This window comes from Streptomyces sp. L2 (assembly GCF_004124325.1).
In the GTDB taxonomy this organism is placed as follows: domain Bacteria; phylum Actinomycetota; class Actinomycetes; order Streptomycetales; family Streptomycetaceae; genus Streptomyces.
This window is the reverse complement of the sequence record NZ_QBDT01000001.1, coordinates 6,607,677-6,624,130: the sequence shown is the minus strand read 5'-3', so window position 1 is coordinate 6,624,130 and position 16,454 is coordinate 6,607,677. Positions and strand designations below refer to the sequence as shown.

16 protein-coding genes are annotated in these 16,454 nt (G+C 71.0%); 1 reads left to right on the top strand and 15 read right to left on the bottom strand.

The features are described from left to right. Positions 1–230: 230 nt before the first annotated feature. The 12 genes from coaBC to pyrR form a co-directional block, all read right to left on the bottom strand. Positions 231–1,451, bottom strand: coding sequence for a bifunctional phosphopantothenoylcysteine decarboxylase/phosphopantothenate--cysteine ligase CoaBC (gene coaBC, locus DBP14_RS29745; protein WP_129310312.1), 1,221 nt, complete (start codon positions 1,449–1,451; stop codon positions 231–233). A gap of 103 nt (positions 1,452–1,554) precedes the next feature. Beyond that, entirely contained in the window at positions 1,555–1,824 is a 270-nt protein-coding gene (gene rpoZ / locus DBP14_RS29740) for a DNA-directed RNA polymerase subunit omega (protein ID WP_129310310.1), read from the bottom strand. A gap of 74 nt (positions 1,825–1,898) precedes the next feature. Beyond that, positions 1,899–2,492, bottom strand: a complete 594-nt coding sequence (gene gmk, locus DBP14_RS29735) for a guanylate kinase (RefSeq protein ID WP_129310308.1) — start codon at positions 2,490–2,492, stop codon at positions 1,899–1,901. A 73-nt stretch (positions 2,493–2,565) separates the two neighbouring features. Next, positions 2,566–2,889, bottom strand: a complete 324-nt coding sequence (locus DBP14_RS29730) for an integration host factor (RefSeq protein ID WP_129310306.1) — start codon at positions 2,887–2,889, stop codon at positions 2,566–2,568. A gap of 245 nt (positions 2,890–3,134) precedes the next feature. Next, positions 3,135–3,980: an orotidine-5'-phosphate decarboxylase gene (pyrF, locus tag DBP14_RS29725; protein WP_164992434.1), complete on the bottom strand. Its 846-nt coding sequence runs from the start codon at positions 3,978–3,980 to the stop codon at positions 3,135–3,137. Further along, the gene (locus DBP14_RS29720) at positions 3,977–5,083 is read right to left on the bottom strand and encodes a quinone-dependent dihydroorotate dehydrogenase (protein WP_129310304.1); all 1,107 of its coding nucleotides are present in this window, start codon (positions 5,081–5,083) and stop codon (positions 3,977–3,979) included. Before DBP14_RS29720 ends, pyrF begins: the two co-directional genes overlap by 4 nt. Positions 5,084–5,163: 80 nt before the next feature. Next, a complete protein-coding gene (gene carB, locus DBP14_RS29715; protein WP_129310302.1) occupies positions 5,164–8,472 on the bottom strand; it encodes a carbamoyl-phosphate synthase large subunit in 3,309 nt (1,102 codons plus the stop codon). Further along, the gene (gene carA, locus DBP14_RS29710; RefSeq protein ID WP_129310300.1) at positions 8,465–9,607 is read right to left on the bottom strand and encodes a glutamine-hydrolyzing carbamoyl-phosphate synthase small subunit; all 1,143 of its coding nucleotides are present in this window, start codon (positions 9,605–9,607) and stop codon (positions 8,465–8,467) included. The genes carB and carA overlap by 8 nt, the downstream gene beginning before the upstream one ends. Then, complete coding sequence (locus DBP14_RS29705; RefSeq protein ID WP_129310298.1) at positions 9,604–10,164, bottom strand: hypothetical protein; 561 nt, start codon at positions 10,162–10,164, stop codon at positions 9,604–9,606. The genes carA and DBP14_RS29705 overlap by 4 nt, the downstream gene beginning before the upstream one ends. Then, complete coding sequence (locus tag DBP14_RS29700) at positions 10,161–11,447, bottom strand: dihydroorotase (RefSeq protein WP_129310296.1); 1,287 nt, start codon at positions 11,445–11,447, stop codon at positions 10,161–10,163. The genes DBP14_RS29705 and DBP14_RS29700 overlap by 4 nt, the downstream gene beginning before the upstream one ends. A gap of 5 nt (positions 11,448–11,452) precedes the next feature. Next, positions 11,453–12,433 carry an aspartate carbamoyltransferase catalytic subunit gene (locus tag DBP14_RS29695; RefSeq protein ID WP_129310294.1) on the bottom strand — a complete coding sequence of 327 codons (981 nt, stop codon included), beginning with the start codon at positions 12,431–12,433 and terminating at the stop codon, positions 11,453–11,455. A gap of 93 nt (positions 12,434–12,526) precedes the next feature. After that, positions 12,527–13,108 carry a bifunctional pyr operon transcriptional regulator/uracil phosphoribosyltransferase PyrR gene (gene pyrR, locus DBP14_RS29690; RefSeq protein WP_129310292.1) on the bottom strand — a complete coding sequence of 194 codons (582 nt, stop codon included), beginning with the start codon at positions 13,106–13,108 and terminating at the stop codon, positions 12,527–12,529. Between the two features lie 253 nt (positions 13,109–13,361). Between pyrR and bldD the strand changes: the two genes are divergently transcribed. Further along, complete coding sequence (bldD, locus tag DBP14_RS29685; RefSeq protein ID WP_129310290.1) at positions 13,362–13,865, top strand: transcriptional regulator BldD; 504 nt, start codon at positions 13,362–13,364, stop codon at positions 13,863–13,865. 209 nt (positions 13,866–14,074) lie between these two features. Here bldD and nusB read toward each other — a convergent pair whose 3' ends face one another. Genes nusB through DBP14_RS29670 form a run of 3 tightly spaced genes read right to left on the bottom strand, consistent with a single transcriptional unit; the run spans position 14,075 to position 16,231 of the window. After that, the gene (nusB, locus tag DBP14_RS29680) at positions 14,075–14,503 is read right to left on the bottom strand and encodes a transcription antitermination factor NusB (protein WP_129310288.1); all 429 of its coding nucleotides are present in this window, start codon (positions 14,501–14,503) and stop codon (positions 14,075–14,077) included. Between the two features lie 2 nt (positions 14,504–14,505). Then, positions 14,506–15,072, bottom strand: a complete 567-nt coding sequence (gene efp / locus DBP14_RS29675) for an elongation factor P (protein WP_129310286.1) — start codon at positions 15,070–15,072, stop codon at positions 14,506–14,508. 52 nt (positions 15,073–15,124) lie between these two features. Then, on the bottom strand, positions 15,125–16,231 hold the full coding sequence (locus tag DBP14_RS29670; protein WP_129310284.1) for an aminopeptidase P family protein: 1,107 nt from the start codon (positions 16,229–16,231) through the stop codon (positions 15,125–15,127). Positions 16,232–16,454: the final 223 nt, after the last annotated feature.

Here is a 16,454-nt window from a genome sequence, read left to right as displayed (position 1 = left end):
TGGCTGATCATGGGTGGACGGCACGGGGCTGCACCCGGCGACGTCCGTGAACAGTTTATCGGTCGCACCGTGCCACCGGCTCACGTGTCTCGCCTCTCGGGAGCGCTGTGACCTGCGACACCGGCATTCTGCACAATGCCGGGCGGCCTTGGCCAGGCCCGCCACGCCCCGAACGGGGTGGGAGGGATCGCTCGATCGGCTGAAAAGCGCAGGTCCGGTCGGCGCACTGGTCAGGTCAGGCGGGCGGCGACGAGATCCCAGACCGTGTCGGCGAGGGCCTCCTTCGGGCCGTACGGCACGGGGTGCTCGCTGCCGTCAGCGCCGAGCACCACGGCCTCGTTCTCCTCCGAGCCGAAGGTCTTGCGCTCTCCGACCTCGTTCACCACGAGCAGGTCGCAGCCCTTGCGGGCGAGTTTGGCGCGGCCGTTGGCGAGGACGTCGTCGGTCTCGGCGGCGAAGCCGACGACGATCTGCCCGGGGCGGGCCCGGTCGGCCGAGATCTCCGCGAGGACGTCCGGGTTGCGCACCAGGGCGACGGGTTCGGGGTCCTGGCCGTCCTTCTTCTTGATCTTGCCGGAGGCGTAGGCGGCGGGCCGGAAGTCGGCGACGGCGGCGGCCATGACCACGGCGTCCGCGTCGGCCGCGGCCTTCAGGACGGCCTCGCGCAGCTGTACGGCGGTGCCGACGGGTACGACGTCCACGCCGGCCGGGTCGGGCAGGCCGGTGTTGGCCGCGACCAGGGTCACCCGGGCGCCGCGGGCGGCGGCGGTGCGGGCGAGCGCGTAGCCCTGCTTGCCGGAGGAGCGGTTGCCGAGGAAGCGGACCGGGTCGAGGGGTTCGCGGGTGCCGCCGGCGGAGACGACCACGTGCCGTCCCTTCAGGTCGGGCTCGCCGGCGCCGCGAGCCAGCACCCGGCGGCAGACCTCGAAGATCTCGGCCGGGTCGGGGAGCCGGCCCTTGCCGGTGTCGACTCCCGTGAGCCGGCCGACGGCGGGCTCGATGACGACGCAGCCCCGGCGGCGCAGCGTGGCCACGTTCTCCTGGGTGGCGGGGTGCTCCCACATCTCGGTGTGCATGGCCGGCGCGAAGACGACCGGGCAGCGGGCGGTGAGCAGTGTGTTGGTGAGCAGGTCGTCGGCGAGGCCTTGCGCGGCCTTGGCGAGCAGGTCGGCGGTGGCGGGGGCGACCACGACGAGGGCGGCGTGCTGGCCGATGCGGACGTGCGGGACCTCGTGCACGTCGTCCCAGACCTCGGTGGAGACCGGGTTGCCGGAGAGGGCGCTCCAGGTGGGGGCGCCGACGAAGTGCAGCGCGGAGGCGGTGGGCACGACGCGGACGTGATGCCCCGACTCGGTCAGCCTGCGCAGCAGCTCACAGGCCTTGTACGCGGCGATGCCGCCGCTGACCCCCAGAACGACCCTCGGCTTGTCCGCCGTCTCTTCCCGCACCATCTCTCCCCGGACTCGGAACCCGTGCACACCCCATGAGACACCACAGGCCCGGCAGCGCGCTGCCGGGCCTGTGGATAAACCTACTGCGATCAGACTGTCGTACTTACGCCGGGCCCTCGACGGCCTCCGACGTCAGCAGACCCGCGTTGATCTCGCGCAGGGCGATCGAGAGCGGCTTCTCGTGGACGTGGGTGTCGACGAGCGGACCGACGTACTCGAGGAGGCCCTCGCCGAGCTGCGAGTAGTACGCGTTGATCTGACGGGCCCGCTTGGCCGCGTAGATCACCAGGCTGTACTTCGAGTCGGTGGCCTCGAGAAGCTCATCGATCGGCGGGTTGATGATGCCCTCGGGCGCGGTGATGGAAGAGGACACGCTCTGCCTTCCGATGGGTGGGAAAGAATCAGTCGGTGTGACCGGTGTGACATGTCCGAGCACGGCAGTCACGATCACTCAACGTCCATCAAGGCTAGCAGCTCGCGGGCCACGTCCTCGACGGAGGTGTTGACCAGGGTTTCGTCGAACTCCGGCTCGGCGGCCAGCTCGGTCTTCGCGGCGTCCAGACGGCGCTCGATGACCTCGGGCGGCTCGGTGCCGCGGCCGGTCAGCCTGCGCACCAGCTCCTCCCAGGAGGGCGGGGCCAGGAACACCAGCTGGGCGTCGGCCATGGACTCCCGGACCTGCCGGGCGCCCTGGAGGTCGATCTCCAGCAGGACGGGCTCGCCCTTCTCCAGCCGCTCCGCCACCGCCGTGCGGGGCGTGCCGTACCGGTTGCCGGCGAACTCGGCCCACTCCAGCAGCTCGCCGTTGGCGATCAGCTTGTCCATCTCGTCGTCGGTGACGAAGAAGTAGTGGACACCGTGCTGCTCGCCGGGGCGCGGCTTGCGGGTCGTCGCCGAGACCGAGAGCCAGACCTCGGGGTGTTCCTTGCGCATATGAGCGACGACCGTGCTCTTGCCGACCCCGGAGGGGCCGGAGAGCACGGTCAGCCGCGGACGTACGTCCGGGGGCTCGGGGGTCGTCCCCCGGGGTGCTACAGCCATGGGGCGATTATTCCAGCAATCCCCCCGTGCCCGGGACTCCCGGTCCGGTCGCCCCCGGACCCGGCAGCCGGACTCAGGAGCCGGTGCTGCCGAACTCACGCTCCAGGGAGGCGATCTGGTTGGAACCGAGACCCCGCACGCGGCGGCTCTCGGAGATGCCCAGACGCTCCATGATCTGCTTGGCGCGGACCTTGCCCACGCCCGGCAGGGACTCCAGCAGAGCCGAGACCTTCATCTTGCCGACGACGTCGTTCTCCTGGCCCTGCTTGATGACCTCGTGCAGGGAGGCGCCGGAGTGCTTGAGTCGATTCTTGACCTCGGCCCGCTCCCGGCGAGCCGCGGCGGCCTTTTCGAGCGCGGCTGCGCGCTGTTCAGGGGTAAGGGGCGGAAGAGTCACGCCTACGTCACCTCGGATGTCGAACTGTCGGATACGGACCGGTGAGGAACCTAGTCGCCCCACACCTGGGGAGCCACGAGCAACACGCTTCGCCCGTTGACCCTGCTCGGAGACTAGCGGCCAAGTCCGCCAGAGTCAGCGAGAACAGCGGAAAAGTCCTGGTCAGCCTCCGCCATGCCGGACATTTTGGACATAATGCCCCGGATTTGAGGATGTATTCACACTCAAGTCGCCCCGGTGGCGGCTCAGGCCCCCGCGACGGCGGCCCGGATCTCCTCCGCGAACCGCTCCGCGGCCGAGCGCAGCGCCCCGACGTCGGGTCCCTGCCGCAGCACCCCGCGGCTGACGTTCGGCACCACGTTGCGCACCGCCGCGCCGAAGACCCGCGGCAGATCCGCTGCCTTCGCCCCCTGGGCGCCGATGCCGGGCGCGAGGAGCGGGCCGTTGATGTCCAGGTCGTACGTGGACAGGTCGCCGAGCGTGGCGCCGACGACCGCGCCGAAGGAGCCCAGCGGCTCCTCCCCCGCGTTCTCCGCCGCCAGGTGGGCCAGCATGGTCGCGCCCACGCTGCGGCCGTCGGCGCGCACCGCGTGCTGCACCTCGTGGCCCTCCGGGTTGGAGGTCAGCGCCAGCACGAACAGTCCGGCGCCGCTCTCCCGGGCCAGTGCGACGGCCGGGCTGAGCGAGCCGTAGCCGAGGTACGGCGAGACGGTCAGGGCGTCCGAGAACAGCGGGGCGTCCTTGTGCAGGAACGCCTCGGCGTAGGCGGCCATGGTCGAGCCGATGTCTCCGCGCTTGGCATCCGTCACGACCAGGGCGCCGGCCTCGCGGGCCTCCCGGACCGACGCCTCCAGGACGGCGAGGCCGCGCGAGCCGAACCGCTCGAAGAAGGCGCTCTGCGGCTTCAGGACGGCGACCCGGTCGGCCATCGCCTCGACGACCGTCCGGCTGAACCGCTCCAGACCGGCCACGTCGTCGTTCAGCCCCCACTCGGCGAGCAGGGAGGCGTGCGGGTCGATGCCGACGCACAGCGGGCCGCGCGCGTCCATGGCACGGCGCAGGCGGGCGCCGAAGGGCTCCATCGGGCTCATGCGGGCTTCCTCACGTCGGCGCCGACCGCGTCGGCGAGGGTGGCGTACGGGCTGGTGCGCAGGCGGGCGGCGAGACCCTTGTGCAGGGCGCGGGACCAGAAGGGGCCCTCGTAGATGAAGGCGCTGTAGCCCTGGACCAGCGTGGCGCCCGCCAGGATGCGCTGCCAGGCGTCCTCGGCGCCCTCGACGCCCCCGACGCCCACCAGGGTGATCCGGTCGCCCACGCGCGCGTACAGGCGGCGCAGGACCTCCAGGGAGCGTTCCTTGAGCGGTGCGCCGGACAGGCCGCCGGTCTCCTTGACCAGGGAGGCCGGGGAGGCCAGTCCGAGGCCCTCGCGCGCGATGGTGGTGTTCGTGGCGATGATGCCGTCCAGGCCCAGCTCCACGGCCAGGTCGGCGACGGCGTCGACGTCCTCGTCGGCGAGGTCGGGGGCGATCTTCACCAGCAGCGGGACGCGCCGGCCCGGCACGACCCGGTCGGCGGCCTCGCGCACGGCGCTCAGCAGCGGGCGCAGCGCCTCGGTGGCCTGGAGGTTGCGCAGGCCGGGCGTGTTCGGCGAGGAGACGTTCACGACCAGGTAGTCCGCGTACGGCGCGAGACGCTCGGCGGACTTCACGTAGTCGCCGACGGCCTCCGCCTCCGGGACGACCTTGGTCTTGCCGATGTTGACGCCGACGACCGTCCGGAAGACCGGCTCGCGGGACGCCAGGCGGGCGGCCACGGCCAGGGAGCCGTCGTTGTTGAAGCCCATGCGGTTGATCAGCGCGCGGTCCGCGACGAGCCGGAACAGCCGCTTCCTGGGGTTGCCGGGCTGCGGCTCCCCCGTGACCGTGCCGATCTCGACGTGGTCGAAGCCCAGCATCGACATCCCGTCGATCGCCACGGCGTTCTTGTCGAACCCGGCGGCCAGCCCGAAGGGGCCGTGCATCCGCAGCCCGAACGCCTCCGTCCGCAGCTCCTTGTACCGGGGCGCGAGAGCGGCGGCGGCGAAGGTCCGCAGCACGGGGACGCGGACGGCGAGCCGGATCCACCGGAAGGCGAGGTGATGGGCCTTCTCGGGATCCATCCGCTTGAAGACCAGGCGGAAGAAGAACTTGTACATCTCTGGAGTCCTCAGGTGTCCTCTGGGTGTCCTCATGAAGAGGGGGACACCGTTTCCGGTGTCCCCCTCGGGGCCTGCTGCTAGTCCCGGGCCGCGGTCAGGTGTTCCGCGTGTTCCTGGAGTGAGCGGACGCCCACGTCGCCGTGGTTGAGGGCGTCGATGCCCTGGACGGCCGCGGCGAGCGCCTGGACGGTCGTCAGGCAGGGCACCGAGCGCGCCACCGCGGCGGTGCGGATGTCGTAGCCGTCGAGCCGGCCGCCCGTGCCGTACGGCGTGTTGACGATGAGGTCGACCTCGCCGTCGTGGATGAGCTGGACGATGGTCTTCTCACCGTTCGGCCCGGTGCCCTCGGACTGCTTGCGCACGACGGTCGCGTTGATGCCGTTGCGCTTGAGGACCTCGGCCGTGCCGGAGGTCGCCAGCAGCTCGAAGCCGTGGGCGACCAGCTCGCGCGCCGGGAAGATCATCGACCGCTTGTCGCGGTTGGCGACCGAGATGAACGCGCGGCCCTTGGTGGGCAGCGGGCCGTAGGCGCCGGCCTGCGACTTGGCGTACGCCGTGCCGAAGACGGAGTCGATGCCCATGACCTCGCCGGTGGAGCGCATCTCCGGGCCGAGGATGGTGTCGACGCCGCGGCCCTGGATGTCGCGGAAGCGCGACCAGGGCATGACGGCCTCCTTGACGGAGATCGGCGCGTCCAGCGGCAGCTCGCCGCCGTCGCCGTTCGCCGGGAGCAGGCCCTCGGCGCGCAGCTCGGCGATCGTCGCGCCCAGCGAGATCCGGGCCGCGGCCTTCGCCAGCGGCACCGCGGTCGCCTTCGAGGTGAAGGGGACCGTGCGCGAGGCGCGCGGGTTCGCTTCGAGGACGTACAGGATGTCGCCCGCCATCGCGAACTGGATGTTGATCAGACCGCGCACCCCGACCCCGCGCGCGATGGCCTCGGTGGAGGCGCGCAGCCGCTTGATGTCGAAGCCGCCGAGCGTGATCGGGGGCAGCGCGCACGCCGAGTCGCCGGAGTGGATGCCGGCCTCCTCGATGTGCTCCATGACGCCGCCGAGGTACAGCTCCTCGCCGTCGTAGAGGGCGTCGACGTCGATCTCGATCGCGTCGTCCAGGAAGCGGTCGACGAGGACCGGGCGGGACGGGCTGATCTCGGTCGACTCGGCGATGTAGGAGGCGAGGCGCGTCTCGTCGTAGACGATCTCCATGCCGCGCCCGCCGAGGACGTACGACGGGCGGACCAGGACCGGGTAGCCGATCTCGTCGGCGATGGCCTTGGCGCCGTCGAAGGTGGTGGCCGTGCCGTGCTTCGGGGCGGGCAGGCCGGCCTCGGCGAGGACGCGGCCGAAGGCGCCGCGGTCCTCGGCGGCGTGGATCGCCTCCGGGGACGTGCCGACGATCGGCACGCCGTTGTCCTTCAGCGCCTGGGCGAGGCCGAGCGGGGTCTGGCCGCCGAGCTGGACGACCACACCGGCGATCGGGCCGGCGAGGGACTCCGCGTGGACGATCTCCAGCACGTCCTCCAGGGTGAGCGGCTCGAAGTACAGCCGGTCGGAGGTGTCGTAGTCGGTGGAGACGGTCTCAGGGTTGCAGTTGACCATCACGGTCTCGTAGCCGGCGTCGCTCAGCGCGAAGGAGGCGTGGACGCAGGAGTAGTCGAACTCGATGCCCTGGCCGATGCGGTTGGGGCCGGAGCCCAGGATGATGACGGCCGGCTTCTCGCGCGGGGCGACCTCGCTCTCCTCGTCGTAGGAGGAGTAGAAGTACGGCGTCTTCGCGGCGAACTCGGCGGCGCAGGTGTCGACCGTCTTGTAGACCGGGCGGATGCCGAGGGCGTGCCGGACCTCGCGGACGACGTCCTCGCGCAGGCCGCGGATCTCGGCGACCTGGAGGTCGGAGAAGCCGTGCCGCTTGGCCTCGGCGAGCAGTGCACTTGTCAGCTCGGGGGCCTCGGCCAGCTCGTCGGCGATCTCCTTGATCAGGAAGAGCTGGTCGACGAACCAGGGGTCGATCTTCGTGTACTCGAAGACCTCCTCCGGGGTGGCGCCGGCGCGGATGGCCTGCATGACCGTGTTGATCCGGCCGTCGGTGGGCCGCACGGCCTCGCGCAGCAGGGTGTCCTTGTCGCCGGGCTCGCCGGTGAAGGCGAACTGGCTGCCCTTCTTCTCCAGGGAGCGCAGCGCCTTCTGGAAGGCCTCGGTGAAGTTGCGGCCGATGGCCATGGCCTCGCCGACCGACTTCATGGTGGTGGTCAGCGTGGAGTCGGCCTGCGGGAACTTCTCGAAGGCGAACCGGGGGGCCTTGACGACGACGTAGTCGAGGGTGGGCTCGAAGGAGGCCGGGGTCTCCTGGGTGATGTCGTTCGGGATCTCGTCGAGGGTGTAGCCGACGGCGAGCTTCGCGGCGATCTTGGCGATGGGGAAGCCGGTGGCCTTGGAGGCGAGGGCCGAGGAGCGGGAGACCCGCGGGTTCATCTCGATGACGATGACGCGGCCGTCGTCCGGGTTGATCGCGAACTGGATGTTGCAGCCGCCGGTGTCGACGCCGACCTCGCGGATGATCGCGATGCCCATGTCGCGCAGGACCTGGTACTCGCGGTCGGTGAGCGTCATCGCGGGCGCCACGGTGATGGAGTCGCCGGTGTGCACGCCCATCGGGTCGAAGTTCTCGATGGAGCAGACGACCACGACGTTGTCGTTCTTGTCGCGCATCAGCTCCAGCTCGTACTCCTTCCAGCCGAGGATGGACTCCTCCAGGAGCACCTCGGTGGTCGGGGAGAGCGTCAGGCCCTGGCCGGCGATGCGGCGCAGCTCGTCCTCGTCGTGGGCGAAGCCGGAGCCGGCGCCGCCCATGGTGAAGGACGGGCGGACGACGACCGGGTAGCCGCCGAGCGTGTCGACGCCCTTGAGGACGTCGTCCATGGTGTGGCAGATGACCGAGCGGGCGGACTCGCCGTGCCCGATCTTCCGGCGGACCGCCTCCACGACCTCCTTGAACAGGTCGCGGTCCTCGCCCTTGTGGATCGCCTCGGGCTTGGCGCCGATCAGCTCGACGCCGTACTTCTCCAGGACGCCGTTCTCGTGCAGCGAGATGGCGGTGTTCAGGGCCGTCTGGCCGCCCAGGGTGGGCAGGAGCGCGTCGGGGCGCTCCTTGGCGATGATCTTCTCGACGAACTCGGGGGTGATCGGCTCGACGTAGGTGGCGTCGGCGATCTCCGGGTCGGTCATGATCGTCGCCGGGTTGGAGTTCACCAGGACGACGCGCAGGCCCTCGGCCCGCAGGACGCGGCACGCCTGGGTACCGGAGTAGTCGAACTCGGCGGCCTGGCCGATGACGATCGGGCCGGAGCCGATGACCAGGACGGACTGGATATCGGTGCGCTTAGGCACGCTGGCCCTCCATCAGGGAAACAAAGCGGTCGAACAGGTAGGCGGCGTCGTGCGGGCCCGCTGCCGCTTCGGGGTGGTACTGGACGGAGAAGGCCGGCTGGTCGAGCAGCTGCAGCCCCTCCACGACGTTGTCGTTGAGGCAGACGTGGGAGACCTCGGCGCGCCCGAACTTCGTGTCGCTGACCTTGTCGAGCGGCGCGTCGACGGCGAAGCCGTGGTTGTGCGCGGTGACCTCGACCTTGCCGGTCGTACGGTCCTGGACGGGCTGGTTGATGCCCCGGTGGCCGTACTTCAGCTTGTAGGTGCCGAAGCCGAGGGCGCGGCCGAGGATCTGGTTGCCGAAGCAGATGCCGAACAGGGGCGTCCTGCGCTCCAGCACGGCCCGCATCAGCGCGACCGGGCCGTCGGCGGTGGCGGGGTCGCCGGGGCCGTTGGAGAAGAAGACCCCGTCGGGGGCGACGGCGTAGACGTCGTCGGCGGTGGCGGTGGCGGGCAGGACGTGCACCTCGATGCCGCGCTCGGCCATGCGGTGCGGGGTCATGCCCTTGATGCCGAGGTCGATGGCGGCGACGGTGAAGCGCTTCTCGCCGACGGCGGGGACGACGTACGCCTCCTTCGTCGCGACCTCCTCGTAGAGGCTCGCGCCCTTCATCTGCGGCTGGGCCTGCACGCGCTCGACCAGTTCCGCCTCGGGGGTGATCGCGTCGCCGGAGAAGACGCCGGCGCGCATCGAGCCGCGCTCGCGCAGGTGGCGGGTGAGGGCGCGGGTGTCGATGCCGCTGATGCCGACGACGCCCTGCCGCTGGAGCTCCTCGTCCAGGGAGCGCTTGGAGCGCCAGTTGGACGGCACGCGCGCGGGGTCGCGCACGACGTAGCCGGAGACCCAGATCCGCCCGGACTCGTCGTCCTCGTCGTTCCAGCCGGTGTTGCCGATCTGCGGGGCGGTCGCGACGACGATCTGGCGGTCGTACGACGGGTCGGTGAGGGTCTCCTGGTAGCCGGTCATGCCGGTGGAGAACACGGCTTCGCCGAAGGTTTCCCCCACGGCCCCGTAGGCGCGGCCGCGGAAGATGCGGCCGTCCTCCAGGACGAGTACGGCGGGAGCCTTCGCGGCTCCCCTGGTGGAGGTCGTCATCGTGCGCCTTCCGTGTCGTTGGTCATCTGGTTCAGGGCGTCGACCCAGGCGTGGTGCTCGGCCGCGTGGTCGGAGCGGAAGCCGGAGTCGATCAGCTTGTCGCCGTGCGCCCAGGTCACCACCAGCAGGCCGCCCTCGGTGAGGACCTTGCCGGCGATGCCCTTGTCGAGCCGGGCGCCGCGCAGGGCGGCGGTGGGGACGAAGAAGCCGGCCGCCCCGGGGCGTACGACGTCCAGGCCCGCGTCGGTCAGGGTGAGCTCGGCCCGGCTGCGGGTGCCGAGGCCGTGGGCCACGATGCGGTCCAGCCACTGCCCGGCGGTGGTGGAGCCGTGGTAGCGGCCGCTCATCGTCAGTCTCGCCTCGCCGGGCTCCTCCGGCGCGCTGGGCAGCGCGGGCAGGTCACCCTGGAGGGTGCCGCGCCACTTCCAGCCCTCGCGCATCAGCCAGTAGACGAGCGCCACGAAGAGGGCGAGTCCGACGAGCCAGCCGATCCGGGCGCCCCAGTCGGTCACGTCGGCCGACTTCTCCGCCTCGGCCAGCAGGATTACAGGTTTCACGTGAGCTTCCCGTCGACGAGCGTGGCCTTGCCCCGCAGCCACGTGTGGGTGACACGGCCCGGCAGCTCGCGTCCCTCGTACGGGGTGTTCCGGCTGCGCGAGGCGAAGCCCGCCGGGTCCACCTGCCCACGGTATGCCGTGTCGACGAGCGTGAGGTTGGCGGGCTCACCAGCCGAGACGGGACGCCCGTGGCCGTGCGCCTGCCCGATCCGCGCGGGGTTCGCCGACATGCGCTCGGCGACGCCCGCCCAGTCCAGCAGGCCGGTGTCGACCATGGTCTCCTGGACGACGGACAGCGCGGTCTCCAGGCCGACCATGCCCATGGCGGCGGCGGCCCACTCGCAGTCCTTGTCCTCGTGCGGGTGCGGGGCGTGGTCGGTGGCGACGATGTCGATCGTGCCGTCGGCGAGCGCCTCGCGCAGGGCGTGCACGTCGCGCTCGGTGCGCAGCGGCGGGTTGACCTTGTAGACCGGGTTGTACGTCCGCACCATTTCGTCGGTGAGGAGCAGGTGGTGCGGGGTGACCTCGGCGGTGACGTCGATGCCGCGGGACTTGGCCCAGCGGACGATCTCCACGGAGCCGGCGGTCGACAGGTGGCAGATGTGGACGCGGGAGCCGACGTGCTCGGCGAGGAGCACGTCCCGCGCGATGACCGACTCCTCGGCGACGGCCGGCCAGCCGCCCAGGCCCAGCTCGGCGGAGACGACGCCCTCGTTCATCTGGGCGCCCTCGGTGAGCCGGGGCTCCTGCGCGTGCTGGGCGACGACTCCGCCGAAGGCCTTCACGTACTCCAGCGCGCGGCGCATGATCACGGCGTCGTCGACGCACTTGCCGTCGTCGGAGAAGACGGTGACCCCAGCGGCCGACTCGTGCATGGCGCCCAGTTCGGCGAGCTTCTTGCCCTCCAGGCCGACGGTGACGGCGCCGATGGGCTGGACGTCGCAGTAGCCGTACTCCTTGCCGAGCCGCCAGACCTGCTCGACGACACCGGCGGTGTCGGCGACCGGGAAGGTGTTGGCCATGGCGAAGACGGCGGTGTAGCCGCCGGAGGCGGCCGCGCGGGTGCCGGTCAGGACGGTCTCGGAGTCCTCGCGGCCGGGCTCGCGCAGATGGGTGTGCAGGTCGACCAGGCCGGGGAGCAGTACCTTGCCGTCGGCCTCGACGACCTCGGCGCCCTCGGCGGACAGACCGGTGCCGACCGCCTCGATCATGTCGCCGTCGATCAGGACGTCCTGCGGCTCGCCGCCGAGCACCTTCGCACCACGGATCAGGATCTTGCTCATCGTGCTTACTTCTCCTCAGCAGTGCGGGCGTGGGTGACGGCGGGCTCGTTGCCGCCCAGCAGCAGGTACATGACGGCCATGCGGATGGAGACGCCGTTGGCGACCTGCTCGACGACCGTGCAGCGCGGGGAGTCCGCGACCTCGGCGGTGATCTCCATGCCCCGGACCATCGGGCCGGGGTGCATCACGATGGCGTCCCCGGGCATCTTGGCCATGCGGTCGCCGTCGAGGCCGTAGCGGCGCGAGTACTCGCGCTCGGTCGGGAAGAAGGCGGCGTTCATGCGCTCGCGCTGGACGCGGAGCATCATCACCGCGTCGGACTTCGGCAGCGCGCTGTCGAGGTCGTACGACACCTCGCAGGGCCAGGTCTCGACGCCGACGGGCACCAGGGTGGGCGGCGCGACGAGGGTGACCTCGGCGCCGAGGGTGTGCAGCAGGTCGACGTTGGAGCGGGCGACGCGGCTGTGCAGGATGTCGCCGACGATCGTGACGCGGCGGCCGGACAGGTCCTGGCCGAGTCCGGCGTCGCGGCCGACGAGGCGGCGGCGCATGGTGAAGGCGTCCAGCAGGGCCTGGGTGGGGTGCTGGTGGGTGCCGTCGCCCGCGTTGATCACGGCGGCGTCGATCCAGCCGGAGTTGGCGAGGCGGTAGGGGGCACCGGAGGCGCCGTGCCGGATGACGACCGCGTCGACGCCCATCGCCTCCAGGGTCTGGGCGGTGTCCTTCAGGGACTCGCCCTTGGACACCGAGGAGCCCTTGGCGGTGAAGTTGATGACGTCCGCGGACAGGCGCTTCTCGGCGGCCTCGAACGAGATCCGGGTCCGGGTGGAGTCCTCGAAGAAGAGGTTGACGATCGTGCGGCCGCGCAGGGTCGGCAGTTTCTTGATCGGCCGGTCCGCGACCCGGGCCATCTCCTCGGCGGTGTCGAGGATCAGGACGGCGTCGTCGCGGGTGAGGTCGGCGGCCGAGATGAGATGACGCTGCATCTGTCAGGCTCCGTAAGGCAGTTCAGTTCGGGAGATTCGGGACGAACCGGTGCGCGGGTCGGCACGCCGAAGCGGCCTCGCGCGCCTGACTCGCTACTGGCCGGCCGGCGTGACGCCGAGCAGCACGGTGTCGCGACCGTCCTCCTCGGCGAGCTGGACCCTGACCGTCTCCCGCAGCGACGTGGGGAGGTTCTTGCCGACGTAGTCGGCGCGGATGGGCAGTTCGCGGTGGCCGCGGTCGACGAGGACGGCGAGCTGCACCGCGCGCGGGCGTCCGATGTCGTTCAGCGCGTCGAGGGCGGCGCGGATGGTGCGGCCGGAGAAGAGCACGTCGTCGACGAGGACGACCAGCTTGCCGTCGATGCCGTCACCGGGGATCTCGGTGCGGGCCAGCGCGCGTGGCGGGTGCATGCGCAGGTCGTCGCGGTACATCGTGATGTCGAGGGAGCCGACCGGGATCTTGCGGTCGGTGATCTGCTCCAGCTTGGCGGCGAGCCGCTGGGCGAGGAAGACGCCCCGGGTCGGAATGCCGAGGAGCACCACGTCGTCGGCGCCCTTGGCGCGCTCGACGATCTCGTGGGCGATGCGGGTCAGCACCCGCACGATGTCAGGGCCTTCGAGCACGGGCCGGGCATCGGATGCCTGCGCGGTGCCGGGCGTGTCCTGCTTGTCCATACGAAACGGACCCCCTTCTCCGCCTCACGGGACGGATCTTAAAGGACGTCGGATTTGCGCCATCCACCGTATCAGGTCCCTCAGCGGTCCCCGATCACCCCCTTGGCGTATCCGGCCATCACTACCACGGAAGAGTCGGTGTGGACCATTCGGCTTGACGCACCAGAGTCACGCTGCGTAACCTCACAGTGAGTTACCAGCCGCGCGGCGGGAAACACCGTCAGCCGCGTCGACACAGTGTCCGGGGAGCTATATGTCCAGCGAATACGCCAAACAGCTCGGGGCCAAGCTCCGGGCCATCCGCACCCAGCAGGGCCTTTCCCTCCACGGTGTCGAGGAGAAGTCCCAGGGCCGCTGGAAGGCCGTGGTGGTCGGTTCGTACGAGCGCGGGGACCGCGCCGTCACCGTGCAGCGTCTTGCCGAGTTGGCCGATTTCTATGGCGTTCCCGTGCAGGAGCTGCTGCCGGGCACGACGCCGGGCGGGGCCGCCGAGCCGCCGCCGAAGCTGGTCCTGGACCTGGAGCGGCTGGCCACGGTGCCGGCCGAGAAGGCGGGCCCCCTCCAGCGCTACGCGGCGACGATCCAGTCGCAGCGCGGCGACTACAACGGCAAGGTGCTCTCGATCCGCCAGGACGACCTGCGCACACTCGCCGTCATCTACGACCAGTCCCCCTCGGTCCTCACCGAGCAGCTGATCGGCTGGGGCGTCCTGGACGCGGACGCGCGCCGCGCGGTGGCCACGCACGAAGAGGCGTGAGCGCCCGCACCGCTTGAGCAGAAACGTGCCGCCGGGGTGGCCGGAACCAGACGGTTCCGGCCACCCCGGCGGCGTTTGGCGACAGTGAGGGCGCTGTGCGGGCACCGGGCCCTGCAAGCGCCCCGAAGGGGCGCTCGGGGAACTGCGCGAGCAACCACAGGCGGCCCGCAGGCCACCGGCAGCCGCAGTCCCACGGCGCCCCTCGTCGGCTATGCGCGACGCAGCGTCGGCTTCAGCTCCTTGAGGCGGCCCAGCAGGCCGTTGACGAAGGCCGGCGAGTCGTCCGTGGAGAACTCCTTCGCCAGCTGCACCATCTCGTCCAGGACGACCGCGTCGGGCGTCTCGTCGACCCAGATCAGCTCGTACGCGCCGAGCCGCAGCAGATTGCGGTCGACGACCGGCATCCGGTCCAGCGTCCAGCCCACCGCGTACTGGGCGATCAGCTCGTCGATCCGCGTCGCGTGCTCCGCGTAGCCCTCGACCAGCTGCATCGTGTACTCGCTCACCGGCGGCTGCCGGGTGTCGCTCCGGGAGAGCCGGACCCAGTCCGCGAGGACGGTGAGGACGTCGGCGCCGCGCTGGTCGCCCTCGAAGAGGATCTGGAAGGCGCGCTTGCGGGCCGTGTTGCGGGCAGCCACGGTTAGCTGTTCACCCGGCCGAGGTAGTCGCTGGTGCGGGTGTCGACCTTGATCTTCTCACCGGTGGTGATGAAGAGCGGGACCTGGATCTGGTGGCCGGTCTCCAGCGTGGCCAGCTTGGTGCCGCCGGTGGAGCGGTCGCCCTGGACGCCCGGCTCGGTCTCCTGGATGGTCAGCTCGACGGCGGCCGGCAGCTCGACGAAGAGCACCTCGCCCTCGTGCTGCGCGACGGTGGCGGTGAAGCCCTCGACGAGGAAGTTGGCGGCGTCGCCGACGGCCTTGCGGTCGACCATGAGCTGGTCGTAGGTCTCCATGTCCATGAAGACGAAGTACTCGCCGTCCATGTACGAGAACTGCATGTCGCGCTTGTCGACAGTGGCCGTCTCGACCTTGACGCCGGCGTTGAAGGTCTTGTCGACGACCTTGCCGGAGAGCACGTTCTTGAGCTTGGTGCGCACGAATGCCGGGCCCTTGCCGGGCTTGACGTGCTGGAACTCGACGACGGACCAGAGCTGGCCGCCTTCCAGTTTGAGCACCAGGCCGTTCTTGAGGTCGTTCGTGGAAGCCACGGTTGCGGAATCTCCTGGACTGACGTGGACGACCCCGGGGCACGCACCTTGCCTAGAGTGCGAGCAGCTCCTTGGTCGTGATGGTGAGTAGCTCGGGTCCGCCGTCCGCCTCGGGGCGTACGACGAGCGTGTCATCGATCCGGACGCCGCCCCGGCCCGGGAGGTGGACCCCCGGTTCGACGGTGACCGGCACGCAAGCGTCCAGTTTACCCATGGCCGCGGGGGCCAACTGCGGGTCCTCGTCGATTTCGAGTCCGACACCGTGTCCCGACAGCGGTGGAAGCGCTTCCGCGTAGCCCGCGGAGTCCAGCACCTGACGGGCCGCGCGGTCCACGTCGCGGTAGGCGGCGCCGGGTGTGAGGGACTCGCGCCCGGCGCGCTGGGCGGCGAAGACGACGTCGTACAGCTCGATCTGCCAGTCCGCGGGCGAGGTGCCGATGACGAAGGTACGGCCGATCTCGCAGCGGTAGCCGCGGTAGGTGGCGCCCAGGCAGACGGAGAGGAAGTCGCCCTCCTCCACGCGCCGGTCGGTGGGCCGGTGCCGGCGGCGGCCGGCGTGCGGTCCGGTGGCGACGGAGGTCGGGAAGGCGGGACCGTCGGCGCCGTGGTCGACGAGGCGCCGTTCGAGTTCGAGCGCGAGGTGGCGCTCGGTGCGGCCCACCAGGATGGACTCCAGCAGCTCGCCGAGGGCCTGGTCGGCGATCTCCGCGCCGATGCGCAGACAGGAGATCTCCTCCTCGTCCTTGACGACCCTGAGCTGCTCGACGGCTCCGCCGAGGTCGGCGAGGCGGAGGCGGGGGGCGACCGAGGCGACGGCGCGGTAGCGGGTGACCGTGAGGTGGTGCTCCTCGACGGCCACGGCGTCGGCGCCCTGGCCTGCGGCGAGGTCGGCCGCGGCGACGGCGGGGTCGCCGTCCGGCGCGGAGAGGACGTGGGCCCGCAGGTTCTCGTCGGGTCTGCCCTCGGTGGGGGAATCGTCCGGCGGGCCGGTGCAGACGAGGAGGTCCTCGCGCTTGCCGAGCAGCAGGACGGAGCCCTGCGGGGCGGCGCCGGCGAGGTAGCGCACGTTGGCGGGGCGGGAGATGAGCGCTGCCGCGGTGCCGGCCGCGTGGCAGCGTTCCCTGAGACGGGCTCGGCGGGTCGCGTACACCTCTGACATGAGATGAGCGTAGGAGTTTTGGGTGGGTTGTGCTGGTTGGTGGGGGCCGAGTGGGGTGGGTGCGGTGCGTTGTCCCGTGCGGGTGCGGCGTGGCTTGTCGCGCAGTTCCCCGCGCCCCTTGGTGGGGACGGTGGAGGTATGTCGGGAGGCGAGGGAGTTGTCGCGCCCCCGCCGCGGAGCCGCATATCGATACAGCCCCGCGCCCCTTGGTGGGGACGGTGGA

Coding starts and splice junctions, on each gene's coding strand:
- coaBC (WP_129310312.1), bottom strand. CDS start 1,451: ATGGTGCGGGAAGAGACGGCGGACAAGCCGAGGGTCGTTCTGGGGGTC.
- DBP14_RS29695 (WP_129310294.1), bottom strand. CDS start 12,433: ATGCAGCGTCATCTCATCTCGGCCGCCGACCTCACCCGCGACGACGCC.
- pyrR (WP_129310292.1), bottom strand. CDS start 13,108: ATGGACAAGCAGGACACGCCCGGCACCGCGCAGGCATCCGATGCCCGG.
- gmk (WP_129310308.1), bottom strand. CDS start 2,492: ATGGCTGTAGCACCCCGGGGGACGACCCCCGAGCCCCCGGACGTACGT.
- pyrF (WP_164992434.1), bottom strand. CDS start 3,980: ATGAGCCCGATGGAGCCCTTCGGCGCCCGCCTGCGCCGTGCCATGGAC.
- DBP14_RS29720 (WP_129310304.1), bottom strand. CDS start 5,083: ATGTACAAGTTCTTCTTCCGCCTGGTCTTCAAGCGGATGGATCCCGAG.
- bldD (WP_129310290.1), top strand. CDS start 13,362: ATGTCCAGCGAATACGCCAAACAGCTCGGGGCCAAGCTCCGGGCCATC.
- DBP14_RS29670 (WP_129310284.1), bottom strand. CDS start 16,231: ATGTCAGAGGTGTACGCGACCCGCCGAGCCCGTCTCAGGGAACGCTGC.
- DBP14_RS29700 (WP_129310296.1), bottom strand. CDS start 11,447: ATGAGCAAGATCCTGATCCGTGGTGCGAAGGTGCTCGGCGGCGAGCCG.
- carA (WP_129310300.1), bottom strand. CDS start 9,607: ATGACGACCTCCACCAGGGGAGCCGCGAAGGCTCCCGCCGTACTCGTC.